General features: G+C 28.1%; 21 protein-coding genes, 1 tRNA gene and 1 pseudogene. 21 read left to right on the forward strand and 2 right to left on the reverse strand.

Annotated elements, in window-relative coordinates; all coding sequences use genetic code 11:
• Positions 1-22 precede the first annotated feature (22 nt).
• Complete coding sequence (locus MTX53_RS04680) at positions 23-1,291, reverse strand: IS4 family transposase (protein WP_244835070.1); 1,269 nt, start codon at positions 1,289-1,291, stop codon at positions 23-25.
• Between the two features lie 414 nt (positions 1,292-1,705).
• Here MTX53_RS04680 and MTX53_RS04685 point away from each other — a divergent pair.
• From MTX53_RS04685 to MTX53_RS04705, 5 genes and pseudogenes are all read left to right on the forward strand, one after another.
• Positions 1,706-2,485 (forward strand): annotated as a pseudogene (locus MTX53_RS04685) (DUF6179 domain-containing protein); the annotation flags it as partial.
• A 75-nt stretch (positions 2,486-2,560) separates the two neighbouring features.
• On the forward strand, positions 2,561-2,779 hold the full coding sequence (locus MTX53_RS04690) for a helix-turn-helix transcriptional regulator (RefSeq protein ID WP_244835072.1): 219 nt from the start codon (positions 2,561-2,563) through the stop codon (positions 2,777-2,779).
• Positions 2,763-3,008 carry a hypothetical protein gene (locus MTX53_RS04695; protein ID WP_244835075.1) on the forward strand — a complete coding sequence of 82 codons (246 nt, stop codon included), beginning with the start codon at positions 2,763-2,765 and terminating at the stop codon, positions 3,006-3,008. Before MTX53_RS04690 ends, MTX53_RS04695 begins: the two co-directional genes overlap by 17 nt.
• Before the next feature lie 22 nt (positions 3,009-3,030).
• The gene (locus MTX53_RS04700; protein WP_244835077.1) at positions 3,031-3,219 is read left to right on the forward strand and encodes a DUF4250 domain-containing protein; all 189 of its coding nucleotides are present in this window, start codon (positions 3,031-3,033) and stop codon (positions 3,217-3,219) included.
• Positions 3,220-3,401: 182 nt separating this feature from the next.
• Positions 3,402-4,573 (forward strand): IS3 family transposase gene (locus tag MTX53_RS04705; protein ID WP_244835078.1). Its coding sequence is split into 2 segments (ribosomal slippage): positions 3,402-3,642 and positions 3,642-4,573, totalling 1,173 coding nucleotides; the frame shifts between segments, so codons are not numbered across the junction.
• Positions 4,574-4,703: 130 nt separating this feature from the next.
• On the opposite strand, the gene MTX53_RS04710 is transcribed toward MTX53_RS04705, so the two are convergent.
• Positions 4,704-4,778 (reverse strand) — tRNA-Glu (locus MTX53_RS04710).
• 165 nt (positions 4,779-4,943) lie between these two features.
• Here MTX53_RS04710 and MTX53_RS04715 point away from each other — a divergent pair.
• The 16 genes from MTX53_RS04715 to MTX53_RS04790 are packed head-to-tail and all read left to right on the forward strand — an operon-like array spanning position 4,944 to position 17,991.
• Positions 4,944-5,795, forward strand: a complete 852-nt coding sequence (locus MTX53_RS04715; protein ID WP_244835081.1) for a sirohydrochlorin cobaltochelatase — start codon at positions 4,944-4,946, stop codon at positions 5,793-5,795.
• 7 nt (positions 5,796-5,802) lie between these two features.
• Positions 5,803-7,113: a cobyrinate a,c-diamide synthase gene (locus MTX53_RS04720; protein ID WP_244835083.1), complete on the forward strand. Its 1,311-nt coding sequence runs from the start codon at positions 5,803-5,805 to the stop codon at positions 7,111-7,113.
• Positions 7,114-7,134: 21 nt separating this feature from the next.
• Positions 7,135-7,761, forward strand: coding sequence for a precorrin-8X methylmutase (locus tag MTX53_RS04725; protein WP_244835085.1), 627 nt, complete (start codon positions 7,135-7,137; stop codon positions 7,759-7,761).
• 2 nt (positions 7,762-7,763) lie between these two features.
• Positions 7,764-8,873 carry a cobalt-precorrin-5B (C(1))-methyltransferase CbiD gene (cbiD, locus tag MTX53_RS04730; protein ID WP_244835087.1) on the forward strand — a complete coding sequence of 370 codons (1,110 nt, stop codon included), beginning with the start codon at positions 7,764-7,766 and terminating at the stop codon, positions 8,871-8,873.
• Positions 8,870-9,472 (forward strand): precorrin-6y C5,15-methyltransferase (decarboxylating) subunit CbiE, encoded by a 603-nt coding sequence (cbiE, locus tag MTX53_RS04735; RefSeq protein WP_244835088.1) that lies wholly within the window; start codon positions 8,870-8,872, stop codon positions 9,470-9,472. Before cbiD ends, cbiE begins: the two co-directional genes overlap by 4 nt.
• Positions 9,473-9,488: 16 nt before the next feature.
• Positions 9,489-10,058, forward strand: a complete 570-nt coding sequence (cbiT, locus tag MTX53_RS04740; protein ID WP_244835089.1) for a precorrin-6Y C5,15-methyltransferase (decarboxylating) subunit CbiT — start codon at positions 9,489-9,491, stop codon at positions 10,056-10,058.
• Between the two features lie 14 nt (positions 10,059-10,072).
• Positions 10,073-10,744, forward strand: coding sequence for a cobalt-factor II C(20)-methyltransferase (locus tag MTX53_RS04745; RefSeq protein ID WP_244835090.1), 672 nt, complete (start codon positions 10,073-10,075; stop codon positions 10,742-10,744).
• Between the two features lie 2 nt (positions 10,745-10,746).
• Positions 10,747-11,526, forward strand: a complete 780-nt coding sequence (gene cobM / locus MTX53_RS04750; RefSeq protein ID WP_244835091.1) for a precorrin-4 C(11)-methyltransferase — start codon at positions 10,747-10,749, stop codon at positions 11,524-11,526.
• Complete coding sequence (gene cbiG / locus MTX53_RS04755) at positions 11,516-12,517, forward strand: cobalt-precorrin 5A hydrolase (protein ID WP_244835092.1); 1,002 nt, start codon at positions 11,516-11,518, stop codon at positions 12,515-12,517. Before cobM ends, cbiG begins: the two co-directional genes overlap by 11 nt.
• A gap of 3 nt (positions 12,518-12,520) precedes the next feature.
• Entirely contained in the window at positions 12,521-13,258 is a 738-nt protein-coding gene (gene cobJ / locus MTX53_RS04760) for a precorrin-3B C(17)-methyltransferase (protein WP_244835093.1), read from the forward strand.
• Complete coding sequence (locus MTX53_RS04765; protein ID WP_244835095.1) at positions 13,255-14,028, forward strand: cobalt-precorrin-6A reductase; 774 nt, start codon at positions 13,255-13,257, stop codon at positions 14,026-14,028. The genes cobJ and MTX53_RS04765 overlap by 4 nt, the downstream gene beginning before the upstream one ends.
• 34 nt (positions 14,029-14,062) lie before the next feature.
• Positions 14,063-15,118, forward strand: coding sequence for a nicotinate-nucleotide--dimethylbenzimidazole phosphoribosyltransferase (cobT, locus tag MTX53_RS04770; RefSeq protein ID WP_244835457.1), 1,056 nt, complete (start codon positions 14,063-14,065; stop codon positions 15,116-15,118).
• Positions 15,119-15,123: 5 nt separating this feature from the next.
• Positions 15,124-15,651, forward strand: coding sequence for a cob(I)yrinic acid a,c-diamide adenosyltransferase (locus MTX53_RS04775; RefSeq protein WP_244835096.1), 528 nt, complete (start codon positions 15,124-15,126; stop codon positions 15,649-15,651).
• 2 nt (positions 15,652-15,653) lie between these two features.
• Positions 15,654-16,202, forward strand: coding sequence for a bifunctional adenosylcobinamide kinase/adenosylcobinamide-phosphate guanylyltransferase (locus tag MTX53_RS04780; RefSeq protein ID WP_244835098.1), 549 nt, complete (start codon positions 15,654-15,656; stop codon positions 16,200-16,202).
• Entirely contained in the window at positions 16,186-16,992 is an 807-nt protein-coding gene (locus MTX53_RS04785; protein WP_244835099.1) for an adenosylcobinamide-GDP ribazoletransferase, read from the forward strand. The genes MTX53_RS04780 and MTX53_RS04785 overlap by 17 nt, the downstream gene beginning before the upstream one ends.
• 12 nt (positions 16,993-17,004) lie before the next feature.
• Positions 17,005-17,991, forward strand: a complete 987-nt coding sequence (locus MTX53_RS04790) for a bifunctional adenosylcobinamide kinase/adenosylcobinamide-phosphate guanylyltransferase (RefSeq protein WP_244835100.1) — start codon at positions 17,005-17,007, stop codon at positions 17,989-17,991.
• Position 17,992 lies beyond the last annotated feature (1 nt).

The following is a 17,992-nucleotide window of genomic DNA, read 5'->3' on the forward strand; positions in this document are numbered from 1 at the left end:
ATGTATTTATTTATATTTAATATTAAAAACAGGATTTAATATTATGATGGTGCTTTTTTCTTGGATGTTTGTTTTTGCGCTCACAAGATCGGTTGCAACGTATTTGTGAGCGTATTTTTATAGCTTTTTCAAGTATTAATTCTAACAGCTTATTTCTTAATCTAGATTTAACTAATAAAGCTATAATTCGTTTGAATACCTGTCCCAAAATAAAATTCCTATTTGATTGATATATTGAATTTAAATCTTTATCCTTATTATCATTTGATATCGCAGCATCGGCATCTTTTTTTATAAGAGCTGCAATCATCGATAAATAAATAGAAACGTAAAAATCTTGCTTTATGGCAATTGGCTTAGTACCTGAAAATTCTTCGATTTTAAGACTGCATTTTAATTCTTTATATTTAGATTCAACGCCCCATCTTAAGAAATAGAGTTCTTTGAATTTTAAAGGCGTAATAGTATCATCATAGATGTTAGTCACTAAAGTTTCTGTCACCTCATCTGACAGCTTAACTTTTACTACTCTTATTTTTTTTATTTCACCTTTAACTTTATATTTTAAAATAAAGTCAGGGGAATCTATTGATTGTGCAAGTTTAAAAGATGTTGATACTCGCATTAAAAATAGTAATTCCTTGGAATTTAAATAATCAAACATATCATATGAAGGATAGCCTCTATCAAAAATAACAATGCTTTTTCGAGGACAGAATTTATCTCCTATTGACTCTATATGTTGTTTTGCAATATGTCTTTCACTTGTCTTATATTTAGTAATTCTAGCATCTACAATAATGTCATTTAATACATCATATAAGGCTGACGCCGTCGCAATAGCAGTTCTTGTCTTATTTTGATTACTGCTTAATCCAAAATATTCACCACATTCTTTTGTATCTGGCACTTGTAGACTAGTTCCATCTACAGCTAGAATATTAAAACCATTCCAAGTGTTTAAATTTTTATTTATACTATAAAATTTATCAACAAAAAGTCTGCATAATTCATTAAAGGCTTCTGGTGATATATTTTGTCTTGCCTTAGAAAATGCTTGTTTTGTTATTGACGGAAATTTTAAACATTTATGATCTTCAATAAAATTATCAATTTCAGAAGAGATGGATTTTCGCAATGCGGAGCAAATAAAATGAACCGTATTTGAAAAGGATAGTTTTCTATTCCTTGAGAATGAGTTACCTAAGCTGTATGCTTCTTTGTACTCACTTGAAGTAATTAAATCGTTTGTTTCTTTTAAAATTAAAGATAATAATCTAGTATTTTTCATAATGTAAAACCTCGCTATAAATTTATTTCTCTATAGCGAGGCTGCAAAATTTTCCACTATTGTCAAGTGTTTTTTTTATTAAATTATCATTTTCTCTTAAGTTGACGACATTGTTCGAACGGAGTTCCTAGAATTGTTAATAAAATCTGTGATTCTAGCCTTATGATAGGCAATACAAAAAATATGAATACAATTGATAGTGACATAATAATGCTTGCTGTTAATGAAACTGAACTTGGATAAAAGTAAAATCTGCAAATATCAATAAGGTATTTGTGGATTTTTTTGTAATATTCAGAATATTTATCATCATAAACCGTAACGAAGTAGCCTCATTTTCATTGAAGATTTTGAAGAATATATTCATTTTTAGCATCAAATAAAGTTATGATATTAGCATCAAATAATTTGACGTTCAATAATTTATACAGTTTAAATTTGGAAAATGAGTATTGTAATAAATTTAATATTAGTGAAATTAATAAATTATTATATGGTTATGATAAAAAATGCGAAGAACTTCTTATAAATATATTTGAAATTGTTCTTATTAATTCAATAGGAAGGATAATATGTCAGAAGGATTTAAAGAGTCTTAATATTAATAAATTAGACAGGCTTTATATAAAAAATAAATTAGAGAAATTATCTTTAGAAGAATTAGAAGAAGAATTGGTAATAGATGCAAAAATATGCTGTGAAAGTTTAGAAATTAAAAATGAAGATTTAAAAGGTTATATTAAAAAAGCTTTATCGCCTTTGGCTTTACTTATAAATGAAAGGGTAAAGATAGACAAGTTAGATAAAGTGTTTATATCTTTTGATAGTGATAATAATGAGAGTGTTAAATATGTTGATAGCAGAAAAATGTCAAATTCACAATTTAAAAAGTTGAGTGAGGAAATTAGAGGGTGTTCTTGTGCAGAAGATAAAATTAAATTGATAAAAGATAATATTAAAAGTTTAGAAGATTTATTTGATATGTTAAATGCAGATTGCTTATTTAACGAAGAATATAATATTTATTTTAAAAGTTTATCAAAAATGGAAATAGTACTCTTATCAAAGTATATGGAAGAAAATTATAGTGAAAAAGAGCTAAAGACATTATTTAATGACTATATGTTGAGCCTTAGCAAAGAAGAACAGATTGAAATAAATAAACTTAAAGAAAAAATTACTGATATTTGTTGACATAATGATTATATGGATGTAATATGAAGTTAGTTTCACATGAAGCTAACTTCATATTATTTTGGAGGTGTTTATTTGAAAAATAGAGTGAAAGAATTAAGAAAGAAAGCAAATATGACACAACAGCAGCTTGCAGATTTAGTTTTTGTTTCTTCAAGAACAATTATTTCGCTTGAAAAAGGTCAATATAATCCATCAATTATGCTTGCATATAAAATAGCTTGTGTTTTTAATACAAGTATTGAAAATTTATATTGTTTAAAGGAGAATTTAGAAAATGAAAAAGATATATAATAAGAAGAAATTTTTTAGCGGAATAGTATTTTTAATATTAGCTGTAGTAACTTTTTTTGCAATGAGTATACCATCTATTGATAAAAGCGCTTTTAGAAGTATGGAATCAGTAGTAATTGGTATACTTTGCTTTTTATTTGGAATAACAGAAGTATATAGGAGTTTAAATAAGAAATGTACAAAAGAAGATAGACAAAATGATGATGAAAGAGAAAAATTAATTATTTAGATAAGGAAGGTAGGTGAAAATTATGGATAGAGAAAAATTATTATCTATGGATCCATATATGTTATTAAGTCTTGTTAATATGAAATTAAGAGATGAGTTTATTAATTTAAAGGATTTATGTTCGTACTATGGAATAAAGAATGAAGATCTTAAAGAAAAGCTAAAAAAAGTAGATTATGAATATAACGAAAAAAATAATCAATTCGTATAAGTGAATAATTTATTGATATGGGGGTATGAGTTTATGCAGCGATATTTAATACATGATTTAGAACCCAAAAATATTAAAAAATATTTAAGACAAGTTAAGGATATTACAGTGTTGTGATAAAGTAAAGTTGTAACATGAGTACCTAATAAATTATAATTTTATTAGGAAAAGGGGAATAGATTATGGTACAACATTTTGAGGAAGAAGTAAAAAGAAAAATAGTAGCTCTTCATGTTGAAGGAAGAACAATTAAAAGTTTAGTTGATGAATATAAAGTATCAAAGGCTAGTATTTCAAATTGGGTTAAGCAATACCGCAGCGAATGCCAGACAAACCAGGATTTAAAAAGCGAATATGATTATCTTACTGAAAATAAGAAGCTTAAGAAACAGCTTCAGGAAATGCAGAAGGAAAATGATTTCTTAAAAAAAGCAGCGGCATTCTTTGCAAAGGAAATCGATTGATGGTTTATCGATTTATTGATGATAATAAACAGCACTTCGGTGTACGATGGCTGCTTAGACGATTTAGTATCTATCCTAATGCATATTATAACTACAAAAAAGCAAGAAAACAGGCTTATAATGATAAGAAGAAGTCTATATATTCTACAATAGAAGAAATCTATCATGAAAATAATGGTGTATTAGGCTATAGAAATATGAAAATATTCTTAGAACGTAAGCATATATATTTAAGCTGCCAGATTGTCCATAAATACATGAATACTGACTTGAAGATATATTCTATAGTTCGTAAAAAGAAGCCTTCTTACAGACATGGAAAAGCGTACAAGAAATTTCCTAATTTGTTGAATCAAGATTTCGCAGCTGCAAAAATTAATGAAAAATGGTGCACTGATTTCACATATATTACACTTGCTAATGGTCAAAAAAGATATAACTGTTCAATCGTAGATCTGCATGACCGCTCAGTTGTTGCATCACTTAATGGTAAAGAAATCACGTCTGATTTGGCTATAAAAACAGTAAAAAAGGCATTCGCCGCGCAGCATATTACTAATAATGGTAATATATTACTTCATAGTGATCAAGGTACTCAATTCACGTCAAAGGAGTTTGTTAATTTCTGCAAAGGTAACGGTATAACGCAAAGTATGAGTAAGGCTGGTTATCCCTATGATAATGCACCTATGGAACGATATTTCAACACTCTTAAGAATGAATTGATAAATCTAAAATATTATCATAATGATAAAGAGCTTAATTCAGATATCGATAACTTTGCATACGTCTGGTACAACCACTTACGTCCACATACATTTAATAATGGTCTAACGCCATTTGAAGCAAGATATAAAAAAATTAGGTCAAAGTGTTACAAAAACACTTGACCACAACAGTGAAAATAAAAAATTATGGTGTAAAAATGGTGTAAAATCAAGATAAGTATTTAAAACTAGGTCGGGAAAACATAAAAAAATACCAGTACTTAAAACTCTTTAAGCACTGGTATCACTCAAATGGTGACCCATACGGGACTCGAACCCATGATTTCACCGTGAGAGGGTGACGTCTTAACCACTTGACCAATGGGCCATAACAATGTTTATTATAAGACCATTTAGTTTTTTTGTCAACAAAAAAATTAAAAAAGAATAATTTGTAACATCATATTACCTAAAATGTTTAAATTAAGGGTATGTTGTATTATAATTTAGAAAGAATGATTTTTAAAAATAAATATATAGGCAGGAGCAAATTATGAATAATAAAAAAGCTATTCTTATAGCAGGGTTTGGTACTACCCATATGGATGCTCTTAAAAATTCTATTCTTAGAGTTGTTTCTAAAGTTAAAGAAGAATTTAAAGAATATGATGTTTTTATGGCATTTACAGCACATAAAGTAATAAAGGTATTAAAAAATAAATATGATCTGAATATTTTAACTGTAGAGGAAGCAATTGAGGATCTTTTAAATAGAGGATATGAAGAGGCTATTGTTCAGCCCCTTCATATTATTCCAGGGGAAGAATTTGATTATATAAAAGGCGTATGTGATGTTAATAGATATCGATTTAAACGTCTTTTTTTAGGACGTCCAATTTTATATTATCAGGGTATTAATGAACTTCCTTCTGACTATTCTCTTTTTATAGATACTATAAAAAAAGAATTTGAAGGAGAAGAAAGCGTTATTTTATTTGGTCATGGAACTTTACATCCATCAAATTCTGCATATGGAATGCTTCAGACAGTTCTATTTTATAAAGGATATAATAATGTATACGCAACAACTGTTGAAGGCTATCCTTCTGTTTCTGATACTTTAAAACTATTTAAAGATAAAAAGATAAAAAAGACTAAACTCATACCTTTATTTTTAGTATGTGGTGATCATGCAAAAAATGATATGGTATTAAACGAAGATTCATTAAAAAATCGTCTTATAAATGCTGGCGTTGATGTTTCAGTTGATTTATCTGGGCTTGGCGAAAATGATGAATTTGTAAATCTTTATATAGAAAGAATAAAAGATACTATAAAAGGAAATTATCAAAATGTAGGTAAAACTAAAAAATTCGATTATAGTGATTATTTAATAGAGAAGTAGGGATATAATGGTTAAAAAATCTATTATTATTTCATCTGATGGGAGCAGTAAAGGCAAGACTACATTTACGCTTGGTCTTATGAAAGCATTAAAAGACAGAAATTTAGAAGTACAGGGTTATAAATCAGGACCTGATTACATTGACATAAAGTTTCATGAACATGTAACAGGAAGGATGTCTATAAATCTTGATTCATATTTAACATCAAAAGAGGGAGTTATTCAAAGCTTTTTAGATGGTGAAGGCGATGTTGGTGTTATTGAAGGTGCTATGGGACTTTATGATGGAATTTCGATATCTGCTAAAGCTTCTACTTATGAAGTATCTAAGATCCTTAATGATATGCCGATAATTCTTATTCTTTCTCCTAAAGGGCAGAGTCTTACAATATGTGCGCTTATAAATGGACTTATATCTTTTAAAAATGCCAATATTTGCGGAGTTGTACTAAATATGGTATCGTACAGATACTATCTTATTTTAAAAGAAGCGATTGAGAAAAACTGCAATGTAAAAGTATTCGGCTATATTAAAAAAGATGAAGATATTATGCTTAGTAGTAGGTATCTTGGTCTTGTCCAGAGCGATGAAGTTAGTGATATTGATGAAAAAGTAGAAAAAATATCATTATCTATTAGAGAAACAGTAGATATTGATGATATTTTAAATTCAATGAAAAGTTTTAAAAGAGAAAAGAAAATGCTTAATATAAAAAAGCGTGATATCAAAATAGCAGTAGCTTATGATAAGGCGTTTCAATTTTATTATGCAGAAAATATAAAGATTTTAGAAAAGTTTGGAAACGTAGTCTTTTTTAGTCCACTTGAAAGTAAGCATTTACCTGAAAATTGTGATTCCCTCTATCTTGGAGGAGGTTATCCTGAACTTTTTAAAGAAGAATTATCCCAAAATACTTCGCTTTTAGAAGATATAAATAAGAAACTTAATAATGGTCTTAGATGTTATGCTGAGTGCGGAGGCCTTATGTATCTTATGAAGTCAATTGAAGGCTATAAAATGGTAAACTTTTTTGATGGAGAGTGTTTTATGACAAAATCTCTTGTTAATTTTGGATACTGCAAAGTTTCTATAAATGAGAAATGTTTTAAAGAAAAATTCTTTTTAAATGCACATGAATTTCATAGATCAATAATAAAAAGTTCAATGGAAAATGTTTATACGGTTCAAAAAAAAGATTACGATGGAACTATAAAAGAATGGAAATGTGGATACCATAAGAAAAATACTCTTGGAGGATATGCACATATAAGTTTTTTATCTAATATAAAATTTTTAGAGTCACTTCTTTTTTTATAAAATATATTTTGGAGGGTAAAGATGGAGTATATTAAAAATCCTATGGAAATTGAAAAAAAGAGTTTTGAGATAATAGAGAGTGAACTTGGAGAAACTCATTTTAAAGGAGAGGAACTTCTTATTTTAAAGAGAGTTATTCATACAACAGCTGATTTTGATTATAAGAATATCCTTGAGATAAGTCCGAGTGCTATTGAAACTGCAAAAGAGCTTTTTAAAAAAGGGGCAAAAATATATACAGATACACATATGATTTTAAGCGGCATAAATAAAAAGGCTCTTTCAGCTACAGAAAGTAGTGCTTTTTGTTTTGTACGTGATAAAGATGTTGAACTTAATGCTAAGAAAAATAATATAACAAGATCTATGGCTGCAATAAAGAAGGCATCATCAATTAATGCTCAAATATATGCATTTGGAAATGCGCCTACAGCACTTTTTACGCTAAAAGAGATGATTAATAAAAATGAAGTTAAACCAAAACTTATAATAGCAGCTCCAGTTGGATTTGTAGGAGCTTCTAAAAGTAAGGAAGATATGGATAAACTTAATATCCCATATATAAGAATAAAGGGCAGAAAAGGAGGTAGTACAGTTACAGCTGCTATAATAAATGCGCTTATGTATATGGTATATAGGAGAGAATAAAAATGTTTGATATGTATATAAAAAGTGGTCTTAAAATGCTAAGATGCGGATATACAACAGGCTCCTGTGCTTCAGGGGCTTCTAAGGCAGCAGCCTTTATTCTTATGAATAAAAATACTAAGATAGATAATATTACAATTACTACTCCTGAAAATGTGAAGATAAATATGGATGTAACAATTGAAGAGATTAAAGATTCTAAAGTTATATGTTCTGTCATAAAAGATTCTGGAGATGATCCTGATATAACAAATGGAATAAAGATAACTGCAGAGGTAGAAAAGTGTACATCTAAAGAGAAAATTTTAATTGAAGGTTCAGAAGGCGTAGGAAAAGTTGTATCTGATGGACTTTTTGCTAAAAAAGGTGAGTGGGCAATAAATCCTGTACCTAGAAAAATGATTTATGATTCTGTTTTATCAGTTTTAGATGATAAAACTCATGTTAAAGTTACAATTTCTGTGCCAGAGGGAAGAAAGATTGCAGAGAAAACATTTAATAGCCGTCTTGGAATTGAAGGCGGGATTTCTATACTTGGTACGACAGGAATTGTAAAACCAATGTCATTTGAGGCACTTAAAGAATCTATTGCAATTGAAATTAAACAGAAAGCTTTAAAGACAAAGAAACTTATTCTTGCATTTGGAAATCTTGGAGAAAAATATGCTGAGAGTTTAGGATATTCTAAGGATAAAATAGTAATCTGTTCAAATTTTATAGGATTTGCACTTGAAACATGCGTTTTATCAGGAGTTACAGATGTTTTAGTTGTAGGTCATATAGGAAAGATGTGCAAAATTGCTTATGGCTGCTTTATGACTCATAGCAGAGTATGTGGTATAAGACTTGAAGTTTTGGCGTTAGAGCTCGCTCTTCTTGGGAAAGATACTGAATTTATTAAGAAAGTTTTAAATGAAAAAACATGTGAAAGTGCAGTAAAGCTTTTAGGTGATGGATATTATGAGCTTTATAAAAATATAGGAAGAAAAATTATAGAAAAGATAAATATTTATACTCAAAATAAACTTTCATGTAATATTATTATGTATTATGGTTCAAAGAAACAGAAAAAGCTTTATAATTCATTTGAAGATTTAGGAGAAAATTTATGATATACATAGTAGGTCTTGGACCTGGAAACCGTGAATATATGCTAAATAAAGCAATATCTGTACTTGAAAAATCAGATATTATTATTGGATTTAAAAGAGGAATTTCATCAGTAGATTTTATACATACTAAAAAAGTATGCATAAAGAGTTTTAAGGAACTTAATAAGTATTTAACTGATACTTCAAAAAATATTTCGATTATTGCATCTGGTGATCCATTATTTTTTGGAATAACAAAATATATTAAAGCTTCATTTGATATATCATTTGAAGTTATTCCAGGTATAAGTTCATTTCAGTATCTTGCATCAAAAACTCATATTTCATGGGATGGAGCTTATCTTTCAAGTTTGCATGGCAGAAATGAAGATTTTATTTCTGAAATAAAAAATCAAAAAATAAGTATATATTTGACAGATAATATTAATAATCCTAAAAAAATATGTGAAAAATTATATAAAGAAAGAGTTAAATGTAATATAATAATTGGTGAAAACCTTTCGTATACAGATGAAAAAATAACAGAAGGGACTCCGGAAAAATTAAAAAATAACGATTACAGCAATTTGAGTATCATGATTATAGAAAAGTTAAGTTAGATAGGGAGGCATTAAGATGTATTTTCTAAAAGATGAGAATTTTATACGGGGAAACTGTCCTATGACAAAAGAAGAGGTTAGAATTCTATCTATTGCAAAAATGAATATAGATAGCAGTTCAATTGTACTTGATATTGGAAGTGGAACAGGAACAATTACAGTACAGTCTTCAAAAGCTGCTAAAAATGGTAAAATTATGGCTATTGAAAAAGATGAAGAAGCATATAATGTAACAACAGAAAACATAAAAAAGTTTAAATGCGATAATGTACGTATAATAAAAAATGAAGCATGTTCTATACTCGATAGACTTATAAGCGATAAGATAAAATTTGATTCTATTTTTATAGGCGGCAGTAATGGGAAACTTGAGGAAATTGTTTTAAAGGCTAATGCTGTCTTGAAAAAAGGCGGAACTATTGTTATGAATTTTATAAGAATTGATAATGCTTGCCGTGCTATTGAGGTATGCAAAAGACTTGAATATAATACAGATATTTCTCTTGTAAACATAAGTAAAAATAAAGGTAAATCACTTATGCTTATTGCGAATAATCCTATATATATAGTTCAATGCACAAAATAAAACTGGAGGAAAGTATGGGAACATTATTTGGAATAGGAGTAGGTCCTGGAGATAAAGAACTTTTGACTATAAAGGCTTTAAACACCATAAAAAGATGCAAAACTATAGTAGCTCCTGCAGCTAAAGAAGATGGTGGATATAGTATAGCTTACGAAACAGCAAAAGATTATATAGATAAAAAAACTACAGTTTATTTAAAACATTTCCCAATGGGGACAGCAGATAAAAAAGAAAAAGTATATGAAATATATAAACTTATAGAAAACGAATTAAAAAAAGGAAATGATGTTGCGTTTTTAACAATAGGTGATCCTTATATTTATAGTACATATATTTATCTTCTTGAGTTTATAAAAAATAGAAATTATAATGTAAAAACTATCCCTGGAATTCCATCTTTCTGTGCAGCAGCTTCAATCTCTGATAGCATTTTAGTTATTGGTGATGAAATCTTAACTATAATGCCTGCATCGAAAGTATCTGAGATTAAAGATGAAAAGTATGTAGTTATTATGAAAGTATATAAAAAAGAAAAAGAGATTCTTGATATACTTGATAGAAAAAACTTTTCTTATACATACATTTCAAGAGCAGGAAGAGACAATGAGAAAATTTTAAGAAACAGAGAAGATATATTAAAAAATTGTGATTATATGTCGCTTATAATAGCGCACAGAAAGGAATAGATATGGTTTATTTTATTGGGGCAGGTCCTGGAGATGTTGATCTTATAACAGTAAAGGGAAGAAAAATTTTAGAAAAAGCTGATGTTGTAATATATGCAGGTTCTCTTGTATCAAAAGAGCATCTTTCTTTTTTGAAAAAGAATGCCTATGTTTTTAATTCAGCTAAAATGACTCTTGAAGAGATTATTGATGTAATAAAAGAAAATGATTTTGATAATAAAATAATAGTAAGACTTCATACAGGAGATCCTTCTATATATGGTGCAATAAAAGAGCAGATGGATGAACTTTCAAAATTAAATATAAAATATGAAGTTATTCCTGGAGTAAGCTCATTTACTGCTGCAGCTGCTGCAATAAAGAAGGAATTTACTCTTCCATCAGTTTCACAGACTGTAATTTTAACAAGAATAGGTGGGAAAACAAAAGTACCTAAAAATGAAGACCTTGAATCTTTAGCACATATTGGATGCTCTATGGCAATATTTTTATCTGTATCAATGATTGATGATGTTGTTAAAAAGCTAAGAAATGGATATGGACGTAATGTTCCAGTAGCTGTTATAAAAAGGGCAACATGGGATGATCAAGATATAATACTTGGACATCTTGATGATATAGTAGAGAAGGTAAGAGAGAAAAACATTACAAAATGCGCACAGATTTTAGTTGGAGATTTTATTGACTGTGATTATGAGAAAAGTCTTCTTTATGATAAAACTTTTTCTACATGTTACAGAAAAGCTAAATCTTTCTTAGGTGAAAAAACAAATGAAAAATAGAGACATGGCCGTAATATGTCCATCATTAAAGGGAGAGAATATAGCATTAAGTTTAAAGAAAAATTTTGATTTTGATTTATTTATTAAAAAATCATCTACTTTTAATCTTTTTGAAATATCTAAAAAGTGTATGAATAGATACGATAAAATAGTATTTATATCATCTACAGGAATTGCAGTTAGGGCAATAGCACCTTTTTTACAAAGTAAGGATAAAGATCCTGCAGTAGTTACTATAGATTTAAATAAAAAATATGCTATAAGCCTTGTAAGTGGTCACTTAGGAGGAGCAAATTTTTTAGCATCATCTATAGCAGATACTATTAAATGTGAAGCTGTTATTACAACTGCAACGGATAATATGAATATTAAAGCTCCTGATGTATTCTCATTAGAGAACAATTTAGTAATTGATGATATAAAAAAGATTAAGTATATTTCATCAATGCTCATTTCTGGAAAAAGAGTTGGATTTTTTGATGAATTTTCATTTAATTTCCCAGGAAATGGCTATAAAAAAATTGATTCTCTTGAGGAAAACAGCATATGGATAACGAATAAGTGTAGTCCAGAAATTAAAAACATAGATATGAAAAAAGTACTTAAACTTATAAAAAGAAATGTTGTGTTAGGAATAGGATGCAGAAAAAATACAGACAGCAAAAAGATGTTTTCTTTTGTTAAGGAGATTTTAGAAAAAAATAATATAGATTTAAGAGCGGTTTTAAAGATAGGATCAATTTATATAAAAAAAGATGAGCGTGCAATAATTGATTTATCAAAAAAACTTAATGCAGAGTTTATTACTTTTTCTAAAGAAAAAATACGAACATGTGATTCTCTTTTTGAAAAGAGCGATTTTGTATTTGATAAGACAGGAGTTTATTCTGTGTGTGAGCCATGCTGTTATCTTCTTTCGGATAAGATTTTAGTAAAAAAAATAAAGAAAGATGGAATGACACTTTCTGTTGGAATAATAGGAGGAAATTAAGAAGTGGGAAAACTTAAAATCGTAGGTATAGGTCCTGGAAGTATAGAAAATATGACGCTTAGGGCGTTTAATGCAATAAAAAATGCAGATGCTATTGTAGGATATACAAAGTATATAGATATGATAAAAGAATTGACAGATGGAAAAGAAATTTTTTCATCTGGTATGAGACAGGAAACTGAAAGATGCAAAAAGGCACTTTTAATGGCAAAAGAGAAAAATGTTGCTCTGATAAGTACAGGAGATGCAGGTATATATGCAATGGCTGGGCTTATTTTAGAGATGAAAGGCGAAGATAGCCCTGAAATAGAAATTATTCCAGGGCTTACTGCATCTATTGGGGCTTCTTCTTTAGTAGGTGCACCTCTTATGAACGATAGCTGCAGTATAAGTTTAAGCGATCTTATGGTGCCATATGAAAAAATTAAAAAGAGAGTATATCTTGCAGCAGAAGCTGATTTTGTAATATCTTTTTATAATCCTAAAAGCAGAAATAGATCAACTTATTTAAAAGAATGTATAGATATAGTTAGAAAATTTAGAGAAGATAAAACTCCTGTAGCACTTGTAAAAAATGGATTAAGAGATAATGAGGAAATACGATTATGTACAATTTCTGATATTGATTATGATTTTGTAGATATGATGACTATGGTAATTGTCGGAAATTCAGAAAGCTACTATAAAAATAATATTTTTATAACACCAAGAGGGTATGAAAAGGCAGGTAAAATAAAATGATATGTCTTATTGCAGGAACAAAAGATGCTGAAAATATATTAGATATTTTAAATAAATATACTGATGATATAGCGGTAAGTACAGCAACAGCATATGGTTCATCTCTTATAGAAAATTATAAAGTAAAAGTTATAAATTCACACCCTCTAGATGAAGATGATATGAAAAAATGGATTAAGAAAAATAATATAAATCTTTTAATAGATGCATCTCATCCATATGCTAAATCTGTAAGTGAAAATGCTGAAAATGTATGTGAGTGTTTAAATATAGAATACATAAGATATCAGAGAAAAGGTGTTTTAGAAGATAAAAAGGATGATTTTATAATAAGAACTTCATCTTATATAGAGGCTTATGAAGCTTCAAAAGGTATGAATGGAAATATTTTAAATACAACAGGAAGTAACAATGCAGAAAAATTTAAAAGTGATGATTTTAAATATAGAATGATTTTAAGAGTTCTTCCAAATGAACATGTTATAAAGAAAGTAAGAGATGCAGGATATAATGTAGAAGATATAATTGCAATGAAAGGTCCTGTATCAAAAAAACTTGAAGAAGCTTTTATAGATTTTTATAATGTAAAAGCGCTTATAACTAAAGATAGCGGAATTTATGGCGGTGCTCTTGAAAAATATGAGGCATGCAGAGAAAAAAACATAAAGCTTATTATAATTGAAAGACCATATGTTACTTATAAAAATTATTTTTATGAATATGATGAATTAGAAAAATATTTAAAGGAGAAAATAAAAAGTGATTTTTAAGACTAAAGAAGATTTATTTAATATATTAGAAAATATAAAGCCTGCATATAAGGATGCTAAAGACAAAGCTTTAATAAGAGAGGATTCACTTGCAAAGCCTCTAAATAGTCTTGGAAAGCTTGAAAGTATGGCAGTTAAAATGTGTGGAATAACAGGAAAGATGAATAATAAAGTCGATAAAAGGCTTGTTATAGTAATGTGTTCTGATAATGGAGTTATAAAAGAGAAAGTATCTTCATCTCCTCAAATTGTAACTTTAAGCCAGACTCTCAATCTTCCTAAATATATAACTGGAGCAGGAGTTATTGCAAAAGCTAATAATACTGAACTTAAAGTTGTTGATATAGGAGTAAATGCAGATATATCGGATGAAAATATATCAAATAGAAAAATAAGAAAATCAACACATAATATAAAACTTAGAAGTGCTATGAGTTATGAAGAGGCAGTAAAATCAATACTTATTGGAATTGATGAAGTGCGTCTTGCCAAAGAAAAAGGATATAAAATTATTGGAACAGGAGAGATGGGAATAGGGAATACTACAACAAGTTCAGCTGTACTTATTTCTTTATGCTCATGTGATTATGAGAAGGTTATAGGAAGAGGCGGCGGACTTACTGATGAAAGCCTTTTAAGAAAGAAGAGTGTTATAAAAGAAGCACTTAAAGTAAATAATGTAGATAAGTCTGATCCTATAGACATTTTATCTAAGGTTGGCGGTTTTGATATAGGAGGCATGGCAGGAGTATTTATAGGAGCTTCGTATTATAGAATTCCTGTAGTTATTGATGGATTTATATCAGCTGTCGCAGCACTTATAGCATATAAACTTAATAAAAATGTACGTGATTTTATTTTTACATCTCATATGTCTAAGGAATATGGATATAATGTTGCACTTGAAGAAATGAATTTAAGCCCTATACTTAATCTTGATATGGGACTTGGAGAAGGAAGCGGGTGTCCTCTTTCTTTTTCAATAATAGAAACTGCATGTGCAGTATTAAACAATATGGCTACATTTAAAGAAGCAAAAATAGATGATAGCTATCTTGATGAGCTTAGAAAAAATAATTCAAAGGAATGATTTTAATGGAAAAAGGACTTATTGAAGTTTATACAGGAGACGGAAAAGGAAAGACAACAGCAGCAGTAGGACTTGCTGTAAGAGCAGCAGGTAGAGGATTTAAAGTGCTTATGACTCAATTCTTAAAAGATAATAATACAGGAGAACTTATTTCAATTCAAAAAATTCCTGGATTTTGTGTATATTCTGGAGAACCTGTAAAAAAGTTTTTTGAATTTATGACTGACTCTGAAAAAAAGGAACTTGTTAATGAACATAGAAAAAGATTTAAAGAAGTTATATTAAAAGCTAAAAATGAAAAGTATGATATGCTTATACTTGATGAGATAATAGCGTCTGTTAATCTTAATATTATTGATATAAATGATCTTATGGAATTTTTAAAAAATAAGCCTGAGTCTCTTGAAGTTGTTTTGACAGGAAGAAATCCTAAAGAAGAAATATTAGAAATAGCAGATTACGTTTCAGAGATTAAAGCTATAAAACATCCATATAAAAATGGAATAAGTGCAAGAATAGGAATTGAAAGATAGAAATGAAAGTTTTAATAATAGGCTCATCAAAAAGTGGAAAATCAGAGATTGCAGAAAAAATATCATATAAACTAAACAAAAATGGTAATCTTTTTTATTTAGCAACTATGAAACCATATGATAAAGAGGATGAGTTAAGAATAAAAAATCATAAAAAAAATAGAGAAAAATATAATTTTAAAACATTAGAAATTCAAAGAGATTTTGAAATTTTAAAAGATAATATTTCAGAAAATGATACGATTTTATTTGAAAGTGTTACATCAGCATTAACAAACAATATGTTTTATAATAATAGAGTAATAAATGATGCTGGAAAAAATGTTATAAGAAGCTTAAAAAAGAATATTCTTTCTTTTAAAAATGTTATAATTGTAAGTGATTATATTCATTCTGACAGCATAGCGTATGATGATATTACTGAAAATTATAAAAGTCAATTGGCTCTTGTAAATACATTTCTTTCAAAGGTATGTGATGTTGTTATTGAGTGTTCATTTTCAAATATAAAAATTCACAAAGGAAAGAGAGAGTATGAAAAAATTATTTAGAAGCTTTATAATAGCTATTTCTATGTTTACGATAATAAAAACACCAAATGTTGAGTGGGATGAAGATGGAAATAAATATATTATGACATTGTATCCTCTTGTTGGACTTATTGTAGGTTTCTTATGGGCATTACTATATATAGGCATACATTTAATGAATACTACAGAAGTTCTTGAAAGTGTAATTATGATGGTTTTTCCATTTATAATAACAGGTTTCATACATTTAGATGGCTTCACTGATGTATGTGATGCGATATTATCAAGAAGAGAAAAAGAAGAAAAGCTTAAGATACTAAAAGATTCAATGATAGGTGCGTTTGGCTGTATTGCATTAATTATATTATTTTTTGTAAATTTTGGAGCGCTTTATTCTATATTTTTAAAATATAATACAGTTTATTATAGTTTTTTAAATATAGGAAAATTATTTGGAATTGGAAGTCCATTTTATGCATTTTTATTTATTCCTGTTATAAGCAGAAGTCTTGCTGCATTTTATCTAATGCGTGAAAAGACTATAAAAGAAAGCTCACTTGGTGCATATTTTAAAAAAGAGACAGGAATAAATGAACTTCTTATAATGCTTTCTTATATTTCATTTTCTGTAATGTTTATGGCATTTTTTATAGGATATAAATCAATAGTAATAACACTTTTTATGTACTATTTTTGTTCTGTTTCTGTAAGAAGATGTATAAGCAATTTTGGTGGAGTTTCAGGAGATGTTGCAGGATTTTCACTTGTTATAGCAGAGACAGTAGGTCTTTTAACTTTTGCATTATTATAAGGTGGTACTTAGATGATATTAATTTTTGGTGGAGCATATAATGGAAAAAAAGAATATGTAAAAGAAAATTTTAATGTTTCAGATAAAGATATTTTAAATTGCAAAGATGAAAAAATATTTTCATTAATTTCAAATGAGAAGGTAATTAATGGATTCCATATTTTTATAAGAGAGTGTATAAAAAAAGATATTGATGCATTAGATTTAGTTTTACATAATATAGAAAAGCTTAAAGACAAGATAATAATTTCTGATGAAACTAATTCAGGAGTAGTTCCTATAAAAGCGAAAGAACGCCTTTATAGAGAGATTTTAGGTAAAGTTCTTCAATATTTATCTAAAAAATCAAATATAGTTATTAGAGTATTTTTTGGGCTTGAAGAGGTTTTAAAGCATAATGTTTCGATAACTCTTATACGTCATGGAAAGACTTATTGCAATGAAAAAAGTCTTTATTGTGGAAAAAGTGATGTATCTATAAGTAAAATTGGAGAAGAAGAGCTTTTAAAGAAAAAGCATTATTTTAATAAAAAATATGATTATTATTTTACAAGTGGACTTAAACGAACTGAAGATACATTTAAAATATATTTTGGAAATATACTTCACGAAAAAAATCCACTTCTTAAAGAATATAATTTTGGTTTGTATGAGCTTAAATCTTATTATGATATGGAAAAGGATAAACATTTTATAAAATGGCTTTATGATGAAACTGATGATATAAAGTGTCCTGAAGGTGAGAGCAGAAGAGAATTTAAAGAAAGAATAAAAAAAGGATTTAATATTCTTTTAGAGAAAGCATGTAAAGAAAAAATATGCACTATGGCAGGTGTTCTTCATGGAGGCTCTATAGGCATGATTCTTGAACTTCTATATGATAATAAAAAGAAATTTTATAACTGGCAGCCTGAAAATGGAGAAGGTTATATAATAAAAGCAGATGTATTAAAAAATAAAATAATTAAGGCAGACTTAATTTCAGATAAGAAAGGATGAA

Origin of the sequence: Clostridium sp. BJN0001, assembly GCF_022869825.1 — a bacterium.
Classification (GTDB): Bacteria; Bacillota; Clostridia; order Clostridiales; family Clostridiaceae; genus Clostridium.

Coding starts and splice junctions, on each gene's coding strand:
- MTX53_RS04725 (WP_244835085.1), top strand. CDS start 7,135: ATGGAGTATATTAAAAATCCTATGGAAATTGAAAAAAAGAGTTTTGAG.
- MTX53_RS04790 (WP_244835100.1), top strand. CDS start 17,005: ATGATATTAATTTTTGGTGGAGCATATAATGGAAAAAAAGAATATGTA.
- cbiD (WP_244835087.1), top strand. CDS start 7,764: ATGTTTGATATGTATATAAAAAGTGGTCTTAAAATGCTAAGATGCGGA.
- cbiE (WP_244835088.1), top strand. CDS start 8,870: ATGATATACATAGTAGGTCTTGGACCTGGAAACCGTGAATATATGCTA.
- MTX53_RS04695 (WP_244835075.1), top strand. CDS start 2,763: ATGAAAAAGATATATAATAAGAAGAAATTTTTTAGCGGAATAGTATTT.
- cbiG (WP_244835092.1), top strand. CDS start 11,516: ATGAAAAATAGAGACATGGCCGTAATATGTCCATCATTAAAGGGAGAG.
- cbiT (WP_244835089.1), top strand. CDS start 9,489: ATGTATTTTCTAAAAGATGAGAATTTTATACGGGGAAACTGTCCTATG.
- cobM (WP_244835091.1), top strand. CDS start 10,747: ATGGTTTATTTTATTGGGGCAGGTCCTGGAGATGTTGATCTTATAACA.
- MTX53_RS04775 (WP_244835096.1), top strand. CDS start 15,124: ATGGAAAAAGGACTTATTGAAGTTTATACAGGAGACGGAAAAGGAAAG.
- MTX53_RS04765 (WP_244835095.1), top strand. CDS start 13,255: ATGATATGTCTTATTGCAGGAACAAAAGATGCTGAAAATATATTAGAT.
- MTX53_RS04780 (WP_244835098.1), top strand. CDS start 15,654: ATGAAAGTTTTAATAATAGGCTCATCAAAAAGTGGAAAATCAGAGATT.
- MTX53_RS04700 (WP_244835077.1), top strand. CDS start 3,031: ATGGATAGAGAAAAATTATTATCTATGGATCCATATATGTTATTAAGT.
- MTX53_RS04720 (WP_244835083.1), top strand. CDS start 5,803: ATGGTTAAAAAATCTATTATTATTTCATCTGATGGGAGCAGTAAAGGC.
- MTX53_RS04715 (WP_244835081.1), top strand. CDS start 4,944: ATGAATAATAAAAAAGCTATTCTTATAGCAGGGTTTGGTACTACCCAT.
- MTX53_RS04680 (WP_244835070.1), bottom strand. CDS start 1,291: ATGAAAAATACTAGATTATTATCTTTAATTTTAAAAGAAACAAACGAT.
- MTX53_RS04745 (WP_244835090.1), top strand. CDS start 10,073: ATGGGAACATTATTTGGAATAGGAGTAGGTCCTGGAGATAAAGAACTT.
- MTX53_RS04785 (WP_244835099.1), top strand. CDS start 16,186: ATGAAAAAATTATTTAGAAGCTTTATAATAGCTATTTCTATGTTTACG.